General features: G+C 72.0%; 19 protein-coding genes. 11 read left to right on the plus strand and 8 right to left on the minus strand.

Translation table 11 applies throughout. From position 1 onward, the window contains the following. Window positions 1-14 precede the first annotated feature (14 nt). The 6 genes from ACZ7L1_RS00985 to zapE all read right to left on the minus strand — a co-directional run bounded on the left by ACZ7L1_RS00985 (window position 15) and on the right by zapE (window position 6,146). The gene (locus ACZ7L1_RS00985) at window positions 15-902 is read right to left on the minus strand and encodes a PPK2 family polyphosphate kinase (RefSeq protein WP_471433080.1); all 888 of its coding nucleotides are present in this window, start codon (window positions 900-902) and stop codon (window positions 15-17) included. Window positions 903-939: 37 nt separating this feature from the next. Next, window positions 940-2,079, minus strand: a complete 1,140-nt coding sequence (locus ACZ7L1_RS00990; RefSeq protein ID WP_471433081.1) for a slipin family protein — start codon at window positions 2,077-2,079, stop codon at window positions 940-942. Window positions 2,080-2,238: 159 nt separating this feature from the next. Further along, the gene (locus tag ACZ7L1_RS00995; protein ID WP_471433082.1) at window positions 2,239-3,720 is read right to left on the minus strand and encodes a SulP family inorganic anion transporter; all 1,482 of its coding nucleotides are present in this window, start codon (window positions 3,718-3,720) and stop codon (window positions 2,239-2,241) included. 8 nt (window positions 3,721-3,728) lie between these two features. After that, complete coding sequence (locus ACZ7L1_RS01000; RefSeq protein ID WP_471433083.1) at window positions 3,729-4,310, minus strand: carbonic anhydrase; 582 nt, start codon at window positions 4,308-4,310, stop codon at window positions 3,729-3,731. A 146-nt stretch (window positions 4,311-4,456) separates the two neighbouring features. Continuing rightward, on the minus strand, window positions 4,457-4,858 hold the full coding sequence (locus ACZ7L1_RS01005) for a hypothetical protein (RefSeq protein WP_471433084.1): 402 nt from the start codon (window positions 4,856-4,858) through the stop codon (window positions 4,457-4,459). Window positions 4,859-5,045: 187 nt separating this feature from the next. After that, a complete protein-coding gene (gene zapE / locus ACZ7L1_RS01010; RefSeq protein ID WP_471433085.1) occupies window positions 5,046-6,146 on the minus strand; it encodes a cell division protein ZapE in 1,101 nt (366 codons plus the stop codon). Window positions 6,147-6,183: 37 nt separating this feature from the next. Here zapE and ACZ7L1_RS01015 point away from each other — a divergent pair, with 37 nt between their 5' ends. The 9 genes from ACZ7L1_RS01015 (at window position 6,184) to ACZ7L1_RS01055 (ending at window position 14,988) form a co-directional block, all read left to right on the plus strand. Then, on the plus strand, window positions 6,184-7,029 hold the full coding sequence (locus ACZ7L1_RS01015; protein WP_471433086.1) for a pyrimidine reductase family protein: 846 nt from the start codon (window positions 6,184-6,186) through the stop codon (window positions 7,027-7,029). A 203-nt stretch (window positions 7,030-7,232) separates the two neighbouring features. Continuing rightward, a complete protein-coding gene (locus ACZ7L1_RS01020) occupies window positions 7,233-7,706 on the plus strand; it encodes an indole-3-glycerol phosphate synthase (protein WP_471433088.1) in 474 nt (157 codons plus the stop codon). A gap of 76 nt (window positions 7,707-7,782) precedes the next feature. Further along, window positions 7,783-9,177, plus strand: a complete 1,395-nt coding sequence (murC, locus tag ACZ7L1_RS01025; RefSeq protein ID WP_471433090.1) for a UDP-N-acetylmuramate--L-alanine ligase — start codon at window positions 7,783-7,785, stop codon at window positions 9,175-9,177. 13 nt (window positions 9,178-9,190) lie between these two features. After that, window positions 9,191-9,598, plus strand: a complete 408-nt coding sequence (gene msrB, locus ACZ7L1_RS01030; protein WP_471433092.1) for a peptide-methionine (R)-S-oxide reductase MsrB — start codon at window positions 9,191-9,193, stop codon at window positions 9,596-9,598. Window positions 9,599-10,079: 481 nt separating this feature from the next. Then, on the plus strand, window positions 10,080-11,090 hold the full coding sequence (locus ACZ7L1_RS01035; RefSeq protein WP_471433094.1) for a substrate-binding domain-containing protein: 1,011 nt from the start codon (window positions 10,080-10,082) through the stop codon (window positions 11,088-11,090). Window positions 11,091-11,273: 183 nt separating this feature from the next. Further along, on the plus strand, window positions 11,274-13,628 hold the full coding sequence (locus tag ACZ7L1_RS01040; RefSeq protein ID WP_471433096.1) for a sensor histidine kinase: 2,355 nt from the start codon (window positions 11,274-11,276) through the stop codon (window positions 13,626-13,628). Window positions 13,629-13,639: 11 nt separating this feature from the next. Next, the gene (locus ACZ7L1_RS01045; RefSeq protein ID WP_103838841.1) at window positions 13,640-14,065 is read left to right on the plus strand and encodes a roadblock/LC7 domain-containing protein; all 426 of its coding nucleotides are present in this window, start codon (window positions 13,640-13,642) and stop codon (window positions 14,063-14,065) included. A 1-nt stretch (window position 14,066) separates the two neighbouring features. Beyond that, the gene (locus tag ACZ7L1_RS01050; RefSeq protein ID WP_200418350.1) at window positions 14,067-14,423 is read left to right on the plus strand and encodes a DUF742 domain-containing protein; all 357 of its coding nucleotides are present in this window, start codon (window positions 14,067-14,069) and stop codon (window positions 14,421-14,423) included. Then, entirely contained in the window at window positions 14,410-14,988 is a 579-nt protein-coding gene (locus ACZ7L1_RS01055) for a GTP-binding protein (RefSeq protein WP_471433098.1), read from the plus strand. The genes ACZ7L1_RS01050 and ACZ7L1_RS01055 overlap by 14 nt, the downstream gene beginning before the upstream one ends. 30 nt (window positions 14,989-15,018) lie before the next feature. Here ACZ7L1_RS01055 and ACZ7L1_RS01060 read toward each other — a convergent pair whose 3' ends face one another. Continuing rightward, window positions 15,019-15,903: a polysaccharide deacetylase family protein gene (locus tag ACZ7L1_RS01060; protein WP_471433099.1), complete on the minus strand. Its 885-nt coding sequence runs from the start codon at window positions 15,901-15,903 to the stop codon at window positions 15,019-15,021. 455 nt (window positions 15,904-16,358) lie between these two features. On the opposite strand from ACZ7L1_RS01060, the gene ACZ7L1_RS01065 reads away from it, so the two are divergent. Beyond that, complete coding sequence (locus ACZ7L1_RS01065) at window positions 16,359-17,726, plus strand: magnesium transporter MgtE N-terminal domain-containing protein (protein ID WP_471433101.1); 1,368 nt, start codon at window positions 16,359-16,361, stop codon at window positions 17,724-17,726. Next, entirely contained in the window at window positions 17,723-19,027 is a 1,305-nt protein-coding gene (locus tag ACZ7L1_RS01070; RefSeq protein WP_471433103.1) for an NRAMP family divalent metal transporter, read from the plus strand. The genes ACZ7L1_RS01065 and ACZ7L1_RS01070 overlap by 4 nt, the downstream gene beginning before the upstream one ends. 17 nt (window positions 19,028-19,044) lie before the next feature. Here the strand turns inward: ACZ7L1_RS01070 and ACZ7L1_RS01075 are convergent, their stop codons facing one another. Continuing rightward, window positions 19,045-20,052: a cytochrome c oxidase assembly protein gene (locus tag ACZ7L1_RS01075; RefSeq protein WP_471433105.1), complete on the minus strand. Its 1,008-nt coding sequence runs from the start codon at window positions 20,050-20,052 to the stop codon at window positions 19,045-19,047. Window positions 20,053-20,235: the final 183 nt, after the last annotated feature.

The following is a 20,235-nucleotide window of genomic DNA, read 5'->3' on the forward strand; positions in this document are numbered from 1 at the left end:
AGTGGCCTGTCGTGTCACCCGCCCGGCCGGGACCGCGGCCGGGCCGCGCCCCGCGCCAGCAGTTCGCGGTACTCGTCCACGTCGAAGTCCGCCGCCGGGTACTGAGGATCCAGCTCGCACAGGTGTTCCAGCAGGAGCCTGCTGACGGCCCAGTTGCGGTACCACTTGTGGTCGGCCGGGACCAGGTACCAGGGCGCGGCCGGGGTGGCGCAGCGAGTCAGGGCCGTCTCGTACGCCCGTTGGTAGGCCGGCCACAGGGCCCGCTCGTCCAGGTCAGCGGGGGTGAACTTCCACCGCTTGTGCGGCGTGTCGAGGCGTTTGAGCAGGCGGCGCCGCTGTTCCTCGTAGGAGATGTGCAGGAAGCACTTGATGATCGTCACCCCGTCGTCCGTGAGGGACGTCTCGAACCCGTTGATCCGGTCGTAGCGGCTGTCGATCTCGTCGTACGGAGCCAGCGAGCGGACCTTGGCGATCAGCACGTCCTCGTAGTGCGAACGGTCGAAGATGCCGATCTCGCCGGGGCGCGGGAGCGCCTGCACCACACGCCAGAGGAAGTCGTGCCGCCGCTCCTCGGGCGTCGGCGCCTGGAAGGCGTGGATGCGGCAGCCCGCCGGGTCGAACAGGCCGATGACGTGCTTGACCGTGCCGCCCTTGCCGCTGGTGTCCATGCCCTGGAGCACCAGCAGGATCCGGCGGCGGTCCCCGGCGGTCCCCCCGGCCCACAGGCGTTCCTGCAGGTCGGCCAGGTCCTTGCCCACACGGGCGGTGGCCGCGAGCCCGGCGGCCTTGTCGCCGGGGCCGCCGGGCGTCGCGCCGGCGTCGTGGGCGGTCAGGTCGACGGGCTCGCCGACGGGGAGGCGGAGCAGGTCCCTCAGCGGGGCCTCGTCGCGCTTCGTCGCCATGGAGCACCCCCGGTGGACGGCCGCACGCATCCGAGTCCTAGAACGGAGGCGTCACCGCGGTCTCGGAGGACGACAGTGCGCGGGTCGTTTCCTCCGGGAGGTCGCGGGTCCTTTCTTCCGGGAGGTCGCGGGTCGCCTCTTCCGGGAGGTCGGGGGTCGTTTCCTCGGGGAGGTCGCGGGTCGTTTCCTCGGGGAGGTCGCGGGTCGCCTCTTCCGGGAGGTCGCGGGTCGCCTCCTCCGGGAGGCCGGGCGCGGGCTCGCTCGCCGGCGGGGGAGTAAGAGCGCCCTCGGCCTCGGGTGTCCGGGCGGTCGCGGCGTCGTCCGGCGCCCCCTGCCCGGCCGTGACCGCCGGTGGCGCCTGTGTGGCCGTCGGCGAGGGTGCGCGGGCACCGTCTGCCGCCGGCCGCGTCTCGTGCTGCTGTGCCGCCCGTTCCAGGAACCTGAGCAGCTCCACCGGGAACGGCAGTACCAGCGTCGAGTTCTTCTCGGCCGCGACCGCCACCACCGTCTGCAGCAGCCGCAGCTGGAGCGCGGCGGGCTGCTCGGACATCACTCCGGCGGCCTCCGCCAGCTTCTTGGAGGCCTGGAGTTCCGCGTCCGCGTTGATGACGCGCGCCCGCCGCTCGCGGTCGGCCTCCGCCTGGCGGGCCATCGACCGCTTCATCGTGTCGGGCAGGGACACGTCCTTGATCTCCACCCGGTCGATCTGCACACCCCAGCCGATGGCCGGACTGTCGATCATCAGCTCCAAGCCCTGGTTGAGCTTCTCCCGGTTGGACAGCAGGTCGTCCAGATCGCTCTTGCCGATGATCGAGCGCAGCGAGGTCTGCGCCATCTGCGACACCGCGAAGCGGTAGTCCTCGACCTGGATCAACGCGTTCGCCGGGTCGACCACCTTGAAGTAGACGACGGCGTCCACGCGCACGGTCACGTTGTCCCGGGTGATGCCCTCCTGCCCGGGGATCGGCAGCGTCACGATCTGCATGTTGACCTTCTGCAGCCGGTCCACGAAGGGCACGATCACCGTGAAGCCCGGTGGCCGGGGCGCGCCGAGGAGCCGCCCGAAGCGGAAGACCACCCCGCGCTCGTACTGCTTGACGACCCGTGCCGCCGCGGCCAGGCCCACGAGTCCCGCGACGCCGGCCCCCACAAGGGCACCCACCAGCTCCTGGAGCATGACGACCCCCTCGTCGAGAGGCTCGGTATGTGTGCACTTGCCACGATAGTTCCGCAGGAGTCCACCAGGCGAGCCACAACCGAAGCCCTTCAGGCGCGAGGCCCGCCGATGCGCCACCGGCGGGCCCCGGGGGGTCGGGGGCCAAGCGGCCCCGGGGCGTCAGGTGCCGGACGTCATCAGCGGCTCCGTGCCGGACGTCATCCGCACCGGCTCCGTCCCGGCCACGCTGTGCCGCTCCGCCCAGTTCTCCAGGGCCGTACGGCAGGCGTGGTCCAGGTGGTGCAGCCCGGACAGGTCCAGCTCGACCGGGCGGTCCTGGGGCAACGCCTCCAGGCTGTCGAGGATCTTCGGCAGCCGCAGAAACGTCGCGTTGCCCGACAGGTACACCTGGATCGGGCCGGCGCCCTTGTCGACGACGTCGAGCTTGGCCTTCGAGGCCTCCCAGGCGGTCTTGACGACCGAGAGGGCCAGTCCGATCAGCACGCCCTCGAACATGTTCACCGTGACGATCGAGACGGCGGTGACCACGAGGATCAGTGCCTCGCCCCGGTGCGTCCGCCACAGTGAGGCGATCTCCCGGAACGGGATCAGCTTCCAGCCCGCGTGCACGAGGATGCCGGCGAGGGCGGGCAGCGGGATCAGCGCCAGGGCGGAGGGCAGCAGCGCTGCGAACACCAGCAGCCACACGCCGTGCAGGACACGCGACGCCTTGGTCTTGGCGCCCGCGTGGACGTTGGCGGAGCTGCGCACGATCACCGCGGTCATCGGCAGCGCGCCGAGCAGGCCGCATACCGTGTTGCCCGCGCCCTGGGCCATCAGTTCCTTGTCGTACCGGGTGCGTGGGCCGTCGTGCAGGCGGTCCACGGCGGCGGCGCTGAACAGGCTCTCCGCCGAGGCGATCAGCGTGAAGGCCAGGATGGTGCCGTAGATGGCCGGGTGGGCGAGCTGGCCGAAGGCGCCGGAGCCGGGCGGCTGGATGACGCCGAGCAGGCCCTCCACCTCGACCGTGGCGACGGGCAGGGAGAAGGTGAGCGAGGCGAGCGTGGCCAGGAGCACCGCCGCGAGGGCGCCCGGCACGGCCTGCGCCTTCTTCGGGAGCTTCTTCCACAGCACGACCACGGCGATGGTGCCCGCGCCGACGGCGAGTGAGGTGAGGGCCGTGGTGCTGTCGAGGGCGTCGACGAGAGCACCCGGCAGGCCCACGATCTTGTCTGTGCCGGAGGCCGGGGCCTTCAGGCCGGCCGCCGCGTAGACCTGTCCGGCGATGATCACCAGACCGATGCCGCAGAGCATGCCCTCGACGACGGATATGGAGATCGCCCGGAACCACCGGCCCAGCTTCAGGGCGCCCATGGCGAGCTGGAGCAGTCCGGCGGCCAGCACGATCACACCGAGCGCGGGCAGCCCGAACTCGCTGACGGCCTCGAAGACCAGCACGGTCAGGCCCGCGGCGGGACCGGACACCTGAAGGCTGCTGCCGGGCATCAGCCCGGTGATGATGCCGCCCACGATGCCGGTGACAAGTCCGAGCTCTGCCGGGACGCCGGAGGCGACGGCCACGCCCACGCACAGCGGGAGCGCGACCAGGAAGACGACGAGGGAAGCGGCGAAGTCCTGCTTGAGGAAAGGGAACTTGGTCATGGCGCCGCTCACAGGGCCTCGAACGTGTCGGTCCCGGTGCGGTGTTCGCGCACCGATCCGGTGTGGACCTCGTAGTACCAGCCGTGCAGGCGCAGCTGATCCGCTTTCAGGCGCTGCTCGATGCACGGGTAGGAGCGCAGGCGCAGCAGCTGCGCGAGCACGTGGTTCTGCACGGCCTCCGCGACCGTCGGGTCGTCCGCGGCGGACGACCGAGGCTCGGGCGCGGCGTGCGCGAGCCAGTCGCGCACGGCCGGTACGGCGGTCAGGTCGTCGCCGCGCACCAGCGCGCCGACGGCTCCGCAGTGGGAGTGGCCGCAGACCACGACGTCCTGGACGCCGAGGACCTCCACTGCGTACTCGATGGTGGCCGCCTCGCTGGTGGGGTGCTCGGAGGCGTACGGAGGCACGATGTTGCCCGCGGTGCGCAGTTCGAACAGTTCACCGGGCCGGGCTCCGGTGATCAGCGCGGGCACGACCCGGGAGTCGGAGCAGGTGATGAACAACACCTGCGGGGACTGGCCCCGGGCCAGCCGCGCGAATTCCTCCGGGCGCTGACCGTGCGCACGGGCGTTGTCGATGAGGGGCTGCATTGTCAGTTCCTCCTGGCGCGCCCTGGATGGCGCGTCGGTGTACGAAACATGGCAGATGCGGGTACGGCGACACGACCCACGTCGACGCGCTCGGCCAACGTGGCGTGGTGAGGGGAGGTCGAGTCAGCCCGTACCGGGTGAAGGGCTCAGCAGCGGAACACCTGAAGTGCCGCGGCACTGTGAGCGGTCGAGGATCTGGATATGCGCAGCGCGGCGGGAGAGGCGGCCGGTGGCCGCACGGCCGTGACGTCGTGCGCCAGCGCTACGAGAGCGGGGGCCTCCGGAGCGGAGTCCGCCGCGGCGCGGTGCCGGTCACGGGTGCGCAGCGGGCCGGTGGGGCCGACCGGGTTTCCGTGGTCGCCGCAAGTGACGACCTCGTCCGTCTCGTCGGCGCGCTTGCCGGGGACCGCCTTCGGGGCTTCGACGGCCCTCACATGGGCCTGGTGCGCCGAGGCGGCGAAGGACGCGGTGGGTGCGAAGAACTGCAGGGCGAGTAGGACGGCGGAGAGGATCGTGAGCACGAACCGGACCGTCGTACCGCGTACCATGCGCCTCCTTCCCCTTGCCGACGTCCGCCGAAGGTGTCTGGCCAACACGTTAGCCCGGCAACCGCCTTTGCAGGGTTAACTTTACGTTTCAGGTAAAGGAAAGCCCAAAAATCGAGGTGGGGGTGGCCTGAAGTCGCCACTGACGCACGTCTGTTTGAGACTGCTACGCGTGAACGGGCCTGTGGTGCTACTGCTCCTGAATGAGGCTTGCAGCGTCGCGTGCGAGCGCGGTGAGGCGGGATATGGCGCGGAAGTACTTCTTCCGGTAGCCGCCCTTCAGCATCTCCTCGCTGAACAGCTTGTCGAACGGCAGCCCGGAGGCGAGCACCGGCACCTCGCGGTCGTAGAGCCGGTCCGCGAGGACGACGAGCCGCAGCGCCGTCGACTGGTCGGGCACCGGCCGGACGTCCGTCAGGCACACCGCCTCCAGCCCGTCGGTCAGCGCGCCGTACCGGCTGGGGTGCACGCGCGCGAGGTGGTCGAGCAGCTGCGGGAAGGCGTCGAGCGAGGCGCCCGCGGTGGCGTACGCCGCCTTCGTCACCTGCGCGTCGGTGTACGGCGCCGGCGCCTCGGGCAGCCCGCGGTGGCGGTAGTCCTCGCCGTCGATGCGCAGCGTACGGAAGTGGGCCGCGAGGCCCTGGATCTCGCGCAGGAAGTCGGCCGCGGCGAAACGGCCCTCGCCGAGCTTGCCCGGCAGGGTGTTGGAGGTGGCGGCGAGCGCCACGCCCGCCTCGACGAGCTTGCCGAGCAGGGTGGAGACGAGCACGGTGTCACCGGGGTCGTCCAGCTCGAACTCGTCGATGCACAGCAGGCGGTGGCCGGAGAGCGTCTGCACGGTCTGCTGGAAGCCCAGCGCCCCGACCAGGTTCGTCAGCTCCACGAAGGTGCCGAAGGCCTTGAGCGAGGGCTCGGCCGGGGTGGCGTGCCACAGGGAGGCGAGCAGGTGGGTCTTGCCGACGCCGTAGCCGCCGTCGAGGTAGACGCCGCGGGGGCCCGCGGGCGCCTTGGGACCCTTGCTCCTGCCGAACCCGAGGAAGCCCCGCCTGCCGCCGGCCTGCGCCGCCCCGAGGCGGGTCGCGAAGCCCTCGAGGACACGGACGGCCTCGCTCTGGCTGGGCTGGTTCGGGTCCGGGATGTACGTCGAGAAGCGGACCGAGTCGAAGCGCGGCGGCGGCACCATCTCGGCGACGAGCCGGTCGGCGGGGACGTGCGGCTCGCGTGCGCACAGCGACAGCGGGGCCGCGTCGGCTATCGGTTCGGTCCGGGAGGCGGCGGTGGAGGACGACACGCTTCCCCACTGTACGTGTCGTGCCACACTGCACGACATGCGACGCCTGTTCCCTGTGACCGACGAAACAGACGAAACAGCGGCCCGGCCGGGGGCTCCGGCCCCCGACACCGGGGCGGCGCCGGGCGCCGGTGCGGCGGGCGGCTCCGTCGACCGCGAGTGGTCGCTGGAGGAACTCGCGGCGGCCTACGCCTACCCGGAGCCCCCGCCCGGCGGCCGGGAGCCCTGGCTGCGCGCCAACATGGTCTCCACGCTGGACGGTGCCGCCCAGCACGAAGGGCGGTCCCACCCGATCTCCAGCGCCGCCGACATGCGGATCTTCGGCACGCTGAGAGGGCTCGCGGACGTGGTGATCGTGGGTGCCGAAACGGTACGGCAGGAGGGGTACCGTCCGGCACGCGAGCGTGAGGCCTTCGCGGCGATGCGCCAGGCGGCCGGACAGGGACCGGTGCCCGCCATCGCCGTGGTCAGCTCCAGCCTGGAGCTGGACTTCTCCTGGCCGCTGTTCACCTCGCCCCTGGTGCCCACGCTGCTGCTCACCGGGGCCGCGGCGGCACCGGACCGGGTGGCGGCGGCCGAGAAGGCGGGCGCCCGGGTGGTGATCGCCGGCGACGGCATGGGCGTGGACCCGGTCCGCGCCGTGCGCGCCCTCGCGGAGCTCGGCATGACCCGGCTGCTCACCGAGGGCGGGCCGCGCCTGCTGGGCCAGCTGGTCGTCTCCGGGGTGCTGGACGAGCTGTGCCTGACCGTCTCCCCGATGCTCACGGCGGGCGACGCGCAGCGGATCGCCGGAGGTCCCTCGCTCACGGTGCCCAAGCGCTTCGCGCTGGCGTCGTTGCTGGAAGAGGAGGGTTTCCTGTTCGGCCGGTACCGCCGGACCTGAGGGACAGGGACGTGCGGGGCGTTTCGTGGCTGAAGCTTCGGATTTGCGGCGACAGCGTGGAATCACCCGTTCCGTCGAGTGTTCGGTGGGCACACTAGTTCTCGCGGATCCCGTGCCGGTGCCGGGGCAGGATGGTTTCCGCAAGGGCCGTGACGGCCCGCCGGGGAAAGGTCCGCGGTCCATGGAGGAGAAGGGCGCCTGTCGTGTTCACGAGCGTACTGATGATCGAGAAGGCCCTCACGTCCGCCGACGTGGAGTTCGTCACCACCTTGCACGGTGACGAGCCGGTCTCCTTCCACGTTCTGCTGCAGCCCCGCGGCGACCAGGCGGACCGCCTGCTGCGGGCCATCGACGACATCGCCCTGGGTGAGCTGGACGAGGCGGCGCACGAACGGGAGACACCTGAGGGCAAGGACGCCGCCGAGCTGGGGCGGCAGGCCCTGGAGGTGTCCCTGGCCGCGCTGCGCGCGGCGGGCAGCACGGCCGAGGGGCGCCTCATCGAGGACCACCCGCTGGACGCGCTCAAGGATCTGGTCGGCGAGGTCGGCGCGGACGAGGTGATCGTGCTGACCGACCCCCACTACGTGGAGGAGTTCTTCCACCGTGACTGGGCGTCCAGGGCACGGCACAAGGTGGGGGTGCCGGTGCTGAAGCTGTTCTCGCACAGCAAGGCGTGAGCGTCACCGGGACCCTCACGTGACGCACTAGGGTGTGTCGCTGAACGTCCGCCGTACCAGCATCCAGGAGACACGCATGGCACCCGGCCTCCCCACCGCCATGGACCGACCGCACTTCATCGGCATCGGCGGCGCCGGAATGTCGGGCATCGCGAAGATCCTGGCGCAGCGCGGGGCACGGGTGGCGGGCAGCGACGCCAAGGACTCGCCGACCGCCGAGGCCCTGCGCGCGCTGGGTGCGACGGTGCACATCGGGCACGCGGCCGGGCACCTCGCCGACGACGCGAGCTGTGTCGTCGTATCCTCGGCGATCCGCGAGGACAACCCGGAGCTGGCCCGCGCGGCCGAGCTGGGCATCCCGGTGGTCCACCGCTCCGACGCCCTCGCGGCTCTGATGGAGGGCCTGCGCCCGATCGCGGTCGCCGGCACCCACGGCAAGACGACCACCACGTCGATGCTCGCGGTGTCCCTCACCGAGCTGGGCCTGAAGCCGTCGTACGCGATCGGCGGCGACCTGGACGCCCCCGGCTCGAACGCCCTGCACGGCGAGGGCGAGATCTTCGTGGCGGAGGCGGACGAATCGGACCGCAGTTTCCACAAGTACGCCCCCGAGGTCGCCATCGTCCTCAACGTCGAACTCGACCACCACGCGAACTACGCGTCGATGGAGGAGATCTACGAGTCCTTCGAGACGTTCGTGGACCGCATCGCCGAGGGCGGCACGCTGGTGATCTCGGCGGACCACGAAGGTGCGCGCGAGCTGACGCGGCGCGCCGGCTCGCGCGACGTGACGGTGGTGACGTACGGAGAGGCCGAGGACGCCGACGTGCGGGTCCTGTCCGTCGTCCCCCAGGGCCTGAAGAGCGAGGTCACGGTCCTCCTCGACGGCCAGGAGCTCACCTTCACGGTCTCCGTCCCCGGCCGCCACTACGCGCACAACGCGGTCGCGGCCCTGGCTGCGGGCGTGGCGCTCGGCATCCCGGCGGCGGAGCTGGCCCCGGCCCTGGCCGCGTACACGGGGGTGAAGCGCCGCCTGCAGCTGAAGGGCGAGCAGGCCGGCGTCCAGGTCGTCGACTCCTACGCGCACCACCCCACCGAGATGACGGCGGACCTGGAGGCGATGCGGGCGGCGGCCGGCGAGTCCCGCATCCTCGTGGTCTTCCAGCCCCACCTGTTCTCCCGCACCCAGGAGCTGGGCAAGGAGATGGGCCAGGCGCTGGCGCTCGCGGACGCCTCCGTGGTGCTCGACATCTACCCGGCCCGAGAGGACCCGATCCCTGGCGTGACCAGCGAGCTGATCATCGAGGCGGCGCGGGCGGCGGGCGCGGACGTGCAGGCCGTCCACGACAAGGCGGAGGTCCCCGCGGTCGTCGCGGGAATGGCGAAGCCGGGTGATCTCGTTATCACCATGGGCGCGGGCGACGTCACGGACCTCGGCCCGCGGATCCTGGACCGTCTCGCACAGAGTTAAGGGGTTGGCCTTCATGTCGTACGACGTCGACAAGCCGGAAGAGCAGTGGCGCGCGGAGCTGACCCCGGCGGAGTACGCGGTCCTGCGCCAGGCCGGCACCGAGCCCGCCTTCACCGGTGAGTACACGGACACCAAGACCAAGGGTGTGTACTCCTGCCGCGCCTGCGGCGCCGAACTGTTCACCTCGGACACGAAGTTCGAGTCCCACTGCGGCTGGCCGTCCTTCTACGACCCGAAGGGCACCGACGCGGTGGAGCTCCTGGAGGACCGCTCCCACGGGATGATCCGCACGGAGGTGCGGTGCGCCCGCTGCGGCTCGCATCTCGGGCACGTCTTCGAGGGCGAGGGGTATCCGACGCCGACGGATCAGCGGTACTGCATCAACTCGATCTCCCTGCGGCTGGTCCCTGACCAGGGTTGATCCGACGGGTCAATGGCCGGGGCCCACGGGACGGCCCCGTACCTCACCGGGCTCCGGTCCTGCGTGTCGACTGACGCCGCGGTCATGTGACGATGCGAGAAACGCGGCGGCGCACACTCGGCTGGTCCCCGACGGCGACTGACCGGGCCGGTGGTCGAGGGGGGTGGTGGCTCCCGCGGTCCCGTTCCTGCTTCGGCTGCCGAGGGGCCGCTGTGGTTCCGCGCCCTTCGGCAGGGCCGCCCGGGACGGGAGTCCGGGGACCGGCGTCCAGGGTCCGGCGTCCAGGGTCCGGCGTCGCGGAGATCATCACAATGCGGCAGCAACAGCCGACTACCGGGGGTCGCTCACTTGACCACGGGCGGTCACCCGCGATTGGCTCCGGCACAGCGCGAGCCACCGAGCCGGTACCCCCGGCTCACTCCGCTCTTCCCGTACGACCGCCGTCCTCTGGCTCGGCTGCACAGCGAGGTGCCGCACCCCCATGAAGACCCCTCCCCCTCCGCACAGATCCCGCAGAACCCCCCTCGGCACCGCCCTGACCGCAGCCCTCGCAGCCTGCCTGCTGCTGGCCGGCTGCTCCGGCATCGGCAGCGCCGGATCCGGCGCCGACGCGAAGGCGTCCGGCCCCGGCCGGCTCAAGGTCGCCCTGGTCACCCACGGAGCCAAGGACGACGCCTTCTGGGAACTGGTGCGCAAGGGCGCCGAGGCGGCCGCGGCCAAGGACGGCGCCGAGTTGACGTACGCGGGCGACCCGGACCCCGCGGGACAGGCTGAGTTGGTGCGGGACGCGGTCAAGGACCGGGTCGACGGCATCGCGCTGACACTGGCCAAGCCGGACGCGATGAAGGGAGCGATCGCCGACGCGAGAGCGGCGGGCATCCCGGTCGTGGGGCTCAACTCCGGGATCGACGCCTGGCGTTCCGAGGGCGTGCTCGAGTACTTCGGCCAGGACGAGAGCGTCGCGGGCCGCGCCGTCGGCGACAAGCTGGACGACCTCCGCGGCAAGCACGCCCTGTGCGTCATCCACGAGCGCGGCAACGTCGCCCTGGAAGCGCGCTGCGCCGGCGTGAAGAAGGCCTTCGGCGGCCAGACCGACCTGCTCTACGTGGACGGCACCGACATGAACGCCGTGACCGGCGCCGTCGCCGCCCAGCTGCGGCAGGATCCGACCATCGACGAAGTGGTCACGCTGGGCGCGCAGATCGCGCTCGCCGCGGTCAAGTCGGTGCAGCAGGCGGGCAGCAGGGCGCGCGTCGCCACCTTCGACCTCAACACCGACCTGGTCAGGGCCGTGCAGAGCGGGGACGTGCAGTTCGCCGTGGACCAACAGCCCTACCTCCAGGGCTACCTGGCGGTGGACTCGCTGTGGCTCTACAAGACCAACGGCAACGTCAGCGGCGGCGGCACCGCACCGGTGCTCACCGGTCCGGCCTTCGTGACCAAGGCGAACATCACCTCGGTGGCGAAGTTCGCGGCGGGCGGCACCCGCTGAGCGGGCACCCGGTGCCCAAGCAGGCACCGGTCCCAAGAAACGCCGAAACGATACGGTCCCTGTCGGTGCGCCAGGTCACACGGACGGATAACATCCTGCGCACCCCTGTGTCGCACCGGACACGCGCTCACCCCTCGCGTCCGTCCTCCTTCCCCGTACCCCATGGACCGCTCTAGGACCACGATGTCTCGACGGACACCGACACCTATCCGGCGCCGTCTCGGCTCCATACGCCTCTCCCTGATCCTCCTGGCCCTGGTCCCCAGCGTCACGCTCGCCGCCGTCTGGGGTGTGACCACCACCCAGATGTTCTCGGAGGGACTGCGGCTGCGCGCGCAGACGGAACTGAGCCGGTCCACCGGCGCCATGGGCACCGAGGCGGCGCTCGCCCTGCAGCGGGAGCGGCAGCTGTCCGCGGCGTGGCTGGCCTCCCCGCACGGCTCCCGGGCCGCCCTGGACGCGCAGCGCAGGTCGACCGACGCGGCGGTGGCACAGCTCACCGGGCAGGCCGACGCGATCAGACGGGCGGCCTCCCGCATCAAGGACCCGATGTACTCCGTCGTCGCCTCGGTGGGCAGCCTGGAGTACTACCGCGACCAGGTGGACCGTCCCACGGACATCATCGCCCAGCAGGCGCTGGACCAGTACACCGCGATCATCGGCCGGCAGATCCAGGCGTTCCAGGAGCTCTCCCAGGTCGACGACGGTGACCTCACCTCGCAGGCCGGCCCACTGGTCGCGCTGGAGCACGCCGCGGAGCTGGCCTCCCAGGAGGACGCGGAGCTCACCCTGGCCTGGCCGTCACAGCACATGGACGACGCGTCGTGGGAGCAGTTCATGCAACTGGTCCACGCCCGCCGCTGGCTGGTCCAGGACCAGATCGTGCCCTCGCTCCGAGGGAGCATGAAGACTCAGGCCGAGCGCATCCTGCAGTCGCCCGGGTGGGCGACCCTGCAGAACGTCGAGGACCAGGTGCTCGCAGCCCGGACGGCGTCCGGCGCGCGCGGGATCGCACTGCCGGACGTCCGGCAGCGGTGGAGCACCGCGATGAACACACTCGCCGACCAGTACGCGGCGCTGATCCGGCAACAGACGGCGCAGCTGCTCGACCGCAGCGCCGCCACAGCGCACGGCCTGCTTCTCAAGGCCGGCTCGCTCAGCGCGGGAGGGCTCGCCGCCCTCCTGCTGTGCGTCGGCATGTCCTGGCGGATCACCCGCTCCCTGTCCCGGCGCCTGCGCGGGCTCAGGCTCGCCACGCTCTCCCTGGCCGAGGAACGGCTGCCCGACGTGGTGGCGCGCCTGGAGCGGGGCGAGAAGGTCGACGTGGAGTCCGCGACGCCACCGCTCGACTACGGGCGCGACGAACTCGGCCAGGTGGCCCAGGCGTTCAACACCGCCCAGCGCACCGCCGTGCACACCGCCGTCGAACTCGCCGAGACCCGGCGCGGTTTCCAGAAGGTGATCCTCGGCATCGCCCGGCAGAGCCAGAACCTGGTCAATCTGCAGCTCAGCAAGCTGGACGCGCTGGAGAGACAGCACCAGGACCCGGACGTCCTCAAGGGGCTGTACGAACTGGACTCCACGGCGAGCCAGTTGCGCCGCTACGAGGAGAACCTCGTCATCATCAGCGGCGAGCAGCCCCGGCGCAGCTGGACCGAACCCGTCGCGCTGATCGACATCGTGCGCAGCGCCGTCGGCGAGGTCGCCGAGTACCAGCGGGTGGAGGTGCACACCGACGAGGACGTGTACCTGTCCCCGCCCGCGGTGGCCGACCTGATCCACCTGCTGGCCGAACTCATCGACAACGCGACCGTGTACTCGCCCGCCCCGAGCCCCGTCGAGGTGCGGGCCGCGCTGGTCGCCAAGGGCCTCGCCATCGAGATCGAGGACCGCGGCCTCGGCATGTCCGAGGACGACTACGCCCAGCTCAACGCCCAGTTGGCGGTGGCCCCACAGTTCGACGTGGTGGCCCTCGCCGACGACCTCAGGCTCGGCATGTTCGTGATCGCCCGCCTCGCCACCCGGCACGGCATCGCCGTGACGCTGCGTCCGTCGCCGTACGGCGGGACCACGGCGATCGTGCTCGTCCCGCACGACATCGTGGTGCGTGAGGCCCCCGGGACCTCACAGGCGCCTGACGCCGAGCCCGTACGGGAGCTCCGGCACGCCCGCCCGGCGGCCCGCACCCCCGGGACCGCTCCCGCGGCCGACGCCCGGCGCCGGGAGCCCACCCGGAGGGAAGGCGCCGCGCGCACCGATGAAGCCGGGCACGCGGAAGGGCTTCCCCCGCTGCCGCGCCGGGTGCCGCAGACCAGTCTGGCCGCCGAGCTGCTCGAGGAGGCCGCGCCCGCCGAGGGGGACGGCGTGCTCGACGAGTTCACCGCGGAACGCGCTGCCTCCTCCCTCGCCGGCTTCCAGCGCGGCACGCTCCGGGCGCGTGACGAGGGCACCCTGGAGCAGTACGACCAGGAGGAGCCCGCCGTGGCCGACGTACCCGAGGCCGCACCGACGTCCACACCGCTCGCCGACCGCTCGTGAAGGACACCGACATGACACGCTCCCCTGCCACGCACAGCCAGCTAGACCAGTTGCTCACCTCACTCGTGGACCGGGTCGCCGGGGTCGCCCATGCGGTGGTGCTCTCCGAGGACGGACTGGTCGTCAGCCACTCCACCGGATTCGTCCGCGACGATGCCGAACGGCTCGCGGCGACCGCGTCCGGCCTGATGAGCCTCAGCAAGGGCGTCAGCATGGACTTCCGCGGCGGTCCGGTGCGCCAGGCGCTCATCGAGATGGCCCACAGCTACCTGATCCTCACCCAGGCCGGGCCCGGCGCTCACCTCGCCGTCCTCACCGGCCCGGGCGCCGACGTGGGTGTGGTGGCGTACCAGATGAACATGCTGGTGAAGAAGATCGGCGAGCACCTGAGTGCGGCACCACGTGCGGGCGTCGGCGCGTCCGACAGCGGCGAGTGAGGTGAGCGGAGGCGACGCGGCGGGCCGGCTGGTCAGGCCGTTCACGCTGACCGGCGGACGGACCCGACCCAGCCGCGCCGACTTCACCCTCATCACGACGGTGACGGCGGTGGACCCGCCGCCCGCGTGGGCGCCGCGGCTCCAGCCCGAGCACGCGCGGATCCTGAAGCGGTGCGCGGAGCCGATCGCAGTGGCGGAGCTCGCCGCCCATCTCGATCTGCCGGTGAGCGTGGTCGTGATCATGTTGTGCGATCTGCTGGAGGCGGGCCGGATCACCATCCGCCCGCCGCACCCCGTCTCCCGCACTCCGGACCTTCAACTGCTGCAGAAAGTGAGGGACGGCCTTGGCCGGCTCTGACACCGCCACCCCTCCGGCGCCGGCCCCCGACACGGTGAAGATCCTCATCGCCGGGGGCTTCGGCGTCGGCAAGACCACCATGGTCGGGTCGGTCAGCGAGATCGTCCCGCTGCGCACCGAGGAACTGCTGACCACCGCCGGGCTGGACGTCGACGACCTCGTCGGTATCGAGGAGAAACGGGCCACCACCGTGGCCCTGGACTTCGGCCGCATCACCATCGGCCAGGACCTCGTGCTGTACCTCTTCGGCACGCCCGGTCAGCAGCGGTTCTGGTTCATGTGGAACGACCTGGCGATCGGCGCGCTCGGCGCCGTCGTCCTGATCGACGTCCGCCGCCCGGAGTCCAGCTTCGCCGCCATCGACTTCTTCGAACGCCGCGGCATACCCTTCGTCGTCGCCGTCAACGGCTTCTACGGGCAGCACCCGTACCCGCCCGAGGAGATCCGGGACGCCCTGGCGCTGCCCGAGCACGTCCAGGTGCTGCTGTGCGACGCGCGGGAGCGCGAGTCGTGCCGGGACGTCCTCATCGCCCTGATCGACCAGTTGATCGCCTCGGTGGTGTGACACAGGCCCCGACCGAGGGCCGACGCAGCGTCAGTCCAGCGCGTCCGACAGGCGGACGAAGGTGTGACCGCTCGTCAGCAGCCGCGGTACGGCGGCGGCGATGCCCGGGGCCGTGCCGCCCTCGGGGTGGTTCATGTGGCAGATGACGATGGAGCCGCCGGGCGCGGACGCCACGGTGGTACGCACCTGCTCGGGGGTGAAGGTGGCGCCGCCGTCGCCGTTGACCGAGAAGCTCGCGAAGCGTTCCCCCAGGTCGCTGACGATCCGTGCCGCGACGTCGTCGCTGTACGCGGTGCCGGACCGGAAGAAGCGCGGCGGGGCGCCCAGCAGCCGGGTGAGCTCGGCCCGGTTGCCGGCGATCTCGTCGTACACCTCTCCGGCGTCCCGGGTACCGGGGATGCCGTAGGCGGAGCGCCCGGTGACCGACAGCGGGCGGTGCCGGGTGCCGTGGTTGGCGATCTCGAACAGCGGCTCGGCGGCCAGTCGGCGGAAGAGGGCAGGGTTGGCGTCGATCCAGCGGGAGTTGATGAACAGGGTCGCCGGTACCTCCCGCCTGCGCAGGAAGTCGATCAGCGCCTTGTCGTAGCCGCTGCCGCCCGGGCCACCGCAGGCGTCGAAGGTCAGTGCGATCTCACGCTTCCCCTTCGGCAGTGCGTGCACCACCCCCGGCGCCTCGAAGCCCCAGGTGTGCGGCACGGCATGTCCGTAGCGGGCCACGATCTCGGCACGGGTCACCGTCGGTGCCGTCACCGAGGGCGTGGGCGTCGGCGTCGGGGTGGCCGTGGCGTTCGGTGCGGGCGCACCGGGCGGGCCGGATGTGGGCGTCCCGCCGCTCGTCGCGCCCTTCCGGCCCGCGCATCCGGCGAGCACGCTGGACGCCATGGCGGCCAGCACGGCCCGGCGACCGGTCGTCATCCACACTCCCACCTGGTCGAAAGCTCGGCGACGGACGGCCGCCGCATCACCGTAACCGTAAGGGGCGGAGGATCCACGACCGGGAAGGCACCGGTAAGGGTTCCCCAACAATCCGGTCATGCCGCCCGGAGGCGGGACGGCGGCGGCGTACTCTTGACCGGCCGCGCAGACCTTGCGCAGCGCCTGGTGCCTGTTGGGGCACCAGCTCCGGCGCCGGGATCGGGAGGAGGCGAGATGGACAGTAGTCCGGGCCATAGTCGGCCCCGTTCCGCGTTGTCCTGGTCGTCCTTCCGCGGCCCGGGGCAGCACGTCCTTCCCCGCTGACCGCCCGGCGACGTGAGCCGGTGCCGCACGCGGCCTGACCGGGCCGCGTGTTGTCGTGTGCGCACCAGCGGGAAGGCCGCTGCCGTGGGCCGCCCGGTGCCCCGCTCCGACGGGGCGAGGGGGTGTTCCTCATGGCTGCCCACACCTTGCTCATGTCCACCGGCGCCCGGCTGCGTGACCGCCGGGTCCGTCTGGAGCGCCGCGCCACCGCCTCCAAGGCGGTCCGCGGCTCCCTGGTCTCCCTGGCCGGACTGGTCGGCGGACCCGTCACCAACCAGGCAGGCGAGGAGGTCGGCCGCCTCGTGGACGTGGTCGCCCGGCTGTACGGGGCGGAGTCGTACCCGCCGGTCACCGGGCTGATCCTGCGCATCGGGCGGCGGCGCACCTTCCTGGCCGCCGACGCCATCGGCAGGGTGCACGCCGGACACGTACGGCTGCGCGCCGCCAGGGTGGACCTGCGGGACTTCTCCCGCCGTCCCGGCGAGGTGCTGCTGGCCAGGGACGTCCTCGACCACCAACTGGTCGACGTGGACGGGGTCCAGGTCACGCGCGCCGCCGACCTCTACCTGGCGCCGCTCGTCGACCGCGTCGTCCTGGTCGGGGTCGACGTCTCGCTGCCCACCCTGCTGCGCCGGCTGGGCCCGCGCCGCTGGCAGGCCCGGCCGACCCCGGAGCGGGTCCTGGACTGGCAGGCGGTGGCCCCGTTCGCCGAGGAGGCCACGGAGGGGCCGCCCGAGGTGCGGTTGCGCGCCTCCCGGACCGCGCTGCACCGGCTGCGCCCGGCCGACCTCGCGGACATCCTCGAGGACCTCGGCCGCGCCGAACGGCAGCAGTTGCTGGGGTGGCTCGAGCCCGAACAGGCCGCCGACGCACTGGAGGAGATGGAGCCGGCCGAGCTGGAGAACCTGCTGCGGGAGGCGCACCCCGAGCACGCCGCCCGGCTGGTGGACGAGATGGAACCGGACGAGGCGGCCGACGCGCTGCGCGACCTCACCCCGGAGGAGCGCGAGTCGCTGCTCACCCGTATGCCGGACGACCGGTCCGCGGAGCTGCGCCGGCTGCTGGCGCACCGGGAGGGCACCGCGGGCGGCGCCATGACCACCCTGCTGGTCACGGTCCACCGGGACGCGACCGTGGCCGAGGTGCGGGCCCGGCTGGCCGAGCAGGCCGAGCACCGTACCGAGATCGACGCGGTCGCCGTCGTGGACGACGAGGGCCGGCTGCTGTGCGACATGGCGCTGTTCGACCTGGCGGTGGCCGAGGACGCGGCCCCGGTGGCCGATCTGGTGGCCTGGCTGGCCCAGTTCGGCCCTCCGGTCACCGTGCGCGCGGACACACCGCTGTCCGAGGCCGCCGACCAGCTGGTCGCCGCCCGCGCCTCCTCGCTGCTGGTGGTCGACGACACCGACCGTCCCCTCGGCCGGATCCTGGCCGACGACCTGCTCGACGCCCTGCTGCCCGAACGCGGGCGCGTGCACTTCAGGAGGTTCCTCCAGTGACCCGCGACCTTCACACGCCCCCGACGGCCACGGCACCGGGCACCACCGGCGCACCCGCCGCCCGCCCCACGGGATGGCGGCGCCTGACCATGGTCGCCGCGATCGCAGGCCCCGGGCTGGTCGCGGCCAACGCCGGCAACGACGCGGCCGGGATCGCCACCTACGCCTCGGCCGGCTCCCAGTTCGCCTACGGCACCCTGTTCTTCATGGTCCTGGTGACCGTCGCGCTGGTGATGGTGCAGGAGATGGCCGTCCGCCTCGGCGCGCACACCGGCAAGGGCCTCGGCGCCCTGATCCGCGAACAGTTCAGCCTGCGCCTGACCGCGCTCGCCGTGTCCTGTCTGCTGCTGGCCAACACCGGTCTGGTCGTCAGCGAGTTCGCGGGCATCGGCGCCGCCTTCGAACTGCTGGGGGCGCCCAAGTGGGCGGTCATCCCGCCGGCCGCGATCCTGCTGTGGGCGCTGGTGCTGTTCGGCTCCTACCACTGGGCCGAACGCATCTTCCTGATCATGTCGCTGGCGTTCTTCGCCTATCCGGTCGCGATGATCCTCGGCCACCCCGACTGGGCGGCGGTCGGCCGCCACCTCGTCGTCCCGCACGTCGAACCGAGCAAGGACTTCATCCTGCTCGCGGTCGCCCTGATCGGCACCACGGTCAGCCCCTACATGCAGTTCTACGCCGCCGCCGGTGTCGTCGACCGCGGCGCCAAACCCGCCGACTACCCGCTGATCCGCGCCGACGCCGTCCTCGGCGCGGTGTTCGCCTGCGTCATCAGCCTGACCATCATCATCGCCACCGCCTCCGCGATCGGCGGCACCGGCCCGCTCGACTCCGCCGCCCAGGCCGCCGAGGCGCTCAAACCCGTCGCCGGACAGAACGCTGAACTGCTCTTCGCGCTGGGCCTGATCGGTGCCTCGGCGCTCGCCGGAGCCGTCGTCCCGCTGTCGGCCAGCTACGCCATCGGCGAGGCGGCGGGCGTGGAACGCTCGGTCTCCCGCAGCTTCCGCGACGCCCCGCTCTTCCTCGGCCTGTTCACCGCCCAGATCGTCCTGGGCGCGACGCTCGCGATGACCCCGATCGACGTCATCCAGCTGCTGATCGGCACCCAGGTCCTGCAGGGCCTGATCAGCCCGGTCGTCCTGGTCTACCTGCTGGTGCTCACCAACCGCCGCACCGTGCTCGGAGCGGCCGCCAACGGGCCCCGCTACCGCATCGCCGCCACCGCCGTGGTCGTCGGCGTGGCCACCATGTCCACGATCCTGCTCGTGCAGACCGTCCTCGGCTGGTTCGGCCTTGTCTGAGCCTCCTGGTGAGCGCGTCAGTTCCGCTGCCGGCGGATGCGCTGGGCCACCTCGTTGTCCTCGGTCTCCCACCAGGGCCGTACGCGGTCCTCGTCGGCCGTCTGCCCGGGAGCGGGGGCCGCGGGGACCAGCTCCGTCTCCAGGCGGCGGTCCAGCGCGACGCTCTGGGCCCGCTCGGTGCGCGCCCACTGCACCAGGATCGCGAGCAGGAAGGGCAGCGCCACCAGCTCCGCGATGCTGATCATCGCGCCGCCGCCGAGCTGCTGGTCGTGGTGCACGTCCGGATCCCAGGGCGGGGCGTGGTGCAGGTACCAGGCACCCGCGATCAGCGTGCCGTGGGTCATCACCACGATCCCCGGTACCGCGTCGATGATCCCGTCCACGAACACCAGCGCCGCACGCACCGGATGGGTGCACCAGGCGGGCAGCGCCCCCTCGTGGGTGAGGACCGGCACGACGAACAGGGTCCCGGCGAGCAGCAGGTGGAGATACATCAGCTCGTGCAGCCAGCCGAGGCGCAGGGCGGTCGCGAAGTACGGCGTGAAGTACACCGTCAGCTCGGTGGCGAGCACCAGGGCCGTGCTGACCAGGGGGAAGGTGAGCAGCCGCACCAACCGCCCGGTCATCGCCCGCCGCACCCGCCCCGAGGCGCGCTCGGACAGGGCGCGGACCGCCAGATGCAGCGGGTCGCCCAGCGCCAGGCCGAGGGGCGCGATCAGGTCGAGCAGGACGTTCTGCACCGCGGCGGGCCAGAACAGCGCGTGGTCGTACACCGCGAGCGCGGACATGGTCGCCACGACGAGCGTGCCGAGACCGAGCAGCGCGAAGGTCGCGGTGCGGGCTACGGGCCAGGGCTCGCCCCGGCGCCCGAGCCTCAGCACGCCCCAGCCGTAGAGCGTGCCGAGGAGGACGACCAGGAGGAGCGCCGGGACGTCGAGGTGCCACGAGGACAGCAGGCGTCCCGTGGTGAGCTCCGGCAGGCTCGCCGTCGTCATGGCCATCTCGTCCAGCGGCATGCCGGTCATGCTCTCCCTCGTCTGCGGATTTGCGCAAACCCGCAAGTCAGGGGTTCACCCCAGCCCGGCCCCGACGGCCCCCGCGAGGTCCCGCCGCACGCGCCACGGTGCCGCAACACACGCCGTCTACACTCTCCCCGCAACGGCCCGTGCTGCATCGGCCGAGTTGAGGCCGCTCTCCGCCACACCCGA

The sequence above is a fragment of the Streptomyces sp. NPDC107546 genome (assembly GCF_055639175.1).

Excerpts from the sequence above, each read along its gene's own strand:
- ACZ7L1_RS00985 (WP_471433080.1), bottom strand. The coding sequence starts at position 902 with ATGGCGACGAAGCGCGACGAGGCCCCGCTGAGGGACCTGCTCCGCCTC.
- ACZ7L1_RS00990 (WP_471433081.1), bottom strand. The coding sequence starts at position 2,079 with ATGCTCCAGGAGCTGGTGGGTGCCCTTGTGGGGGCCGGCGTCGCGGGA.
- ACZ7L1_RS00995 (WP_471433082.1), bottom strand. The coding sequence starts at position 3,720 with ATGACCAAGTTCCCTTTCCTCAAGCAGGACTTCGCCGCTTCCCTCGTC.
- ACZ7L1_RS01000 (WP_471433083.1), bottom strand. The coding sequence starts at position 4,310 with ATGCAGCCCCTCATCGACAACGCCCGTGCGCACGGTCAGCGCCCGGAG.
- ACZ7L1_RS01005 (WP_471433084.1), bottom strand. The coding sequence starts at position 4,858 with ATGGTACGCGGTACGACGGTCCGGTTCGTGCTCACGATCCTCTCCGCC.
- ACZ7L1_RS01015 (WP_471433086.1), top strand. The coding sequence starts at position 6,184 with ATGCGACGCCTGTTCCCTGTGACCGACGAAACAGACGAAACAGCGGCC.
- murC (WP_471433090.1), top strand. The coding sequence starts at position 7,783 with ATGGCACCCGGCCTCCCCACCGCCATGGACCGACCGCACTTCATCGGC.
- msrB (WP_471433092.1), top strand. The coding sequence starts at position 9,191 with ATGTCGTACGACGTCGACAAGCCGGAAGAGCAGTGGCGCGCGGAGCTG.
- ACZ7L1_RS01035 (WP_471433094.1), top strand. The coding sequence starts at position 10,080 with ATGAAGACCCCTCCCCCTCCGCACAGATCCCGCAGAACCCCCCTCGGC.
- ACZ7L1_RS01040 (WP_471433096.1), top strand. The coding sequence starts at position 11,274 with ATGTCTCGACGGACACCGACACCTATCCGGCGCCGTCTCGGCTCCATA.
- ACZ7L1_RS01045 (WP_103838841.1), top strand. The coding sequence starts at position 13,640 with ATGACACGCTCCCCTGCCACGCACAGCCAGCTAGACCAGTTGCTCACC.
- ACZ7L1_RS01060 (WP_471433099.1), bottom strand. The coding sequence starts at position 15,903 with ATGACGACCGGTCGCCGGGCCGTGCTGGCCGCCATGGCGTCCAGCGTG.
- ACZ7L1_RS01065 (WP_471433101.1), top strand. The coding sequence starts at position 16,359 with ATGGCTGCCCACACCTTGCTCATGTCCACCGGCGCCCGGCTGCGTGAC.
- ACZ7L1_RS01075 (WP_471433105.1), bottom strand. The coding sequence starts at position 20,052 with ATGACCGGCATGCCGCTGGACGAGATGGCCATGACGACGGCGAGCCTG.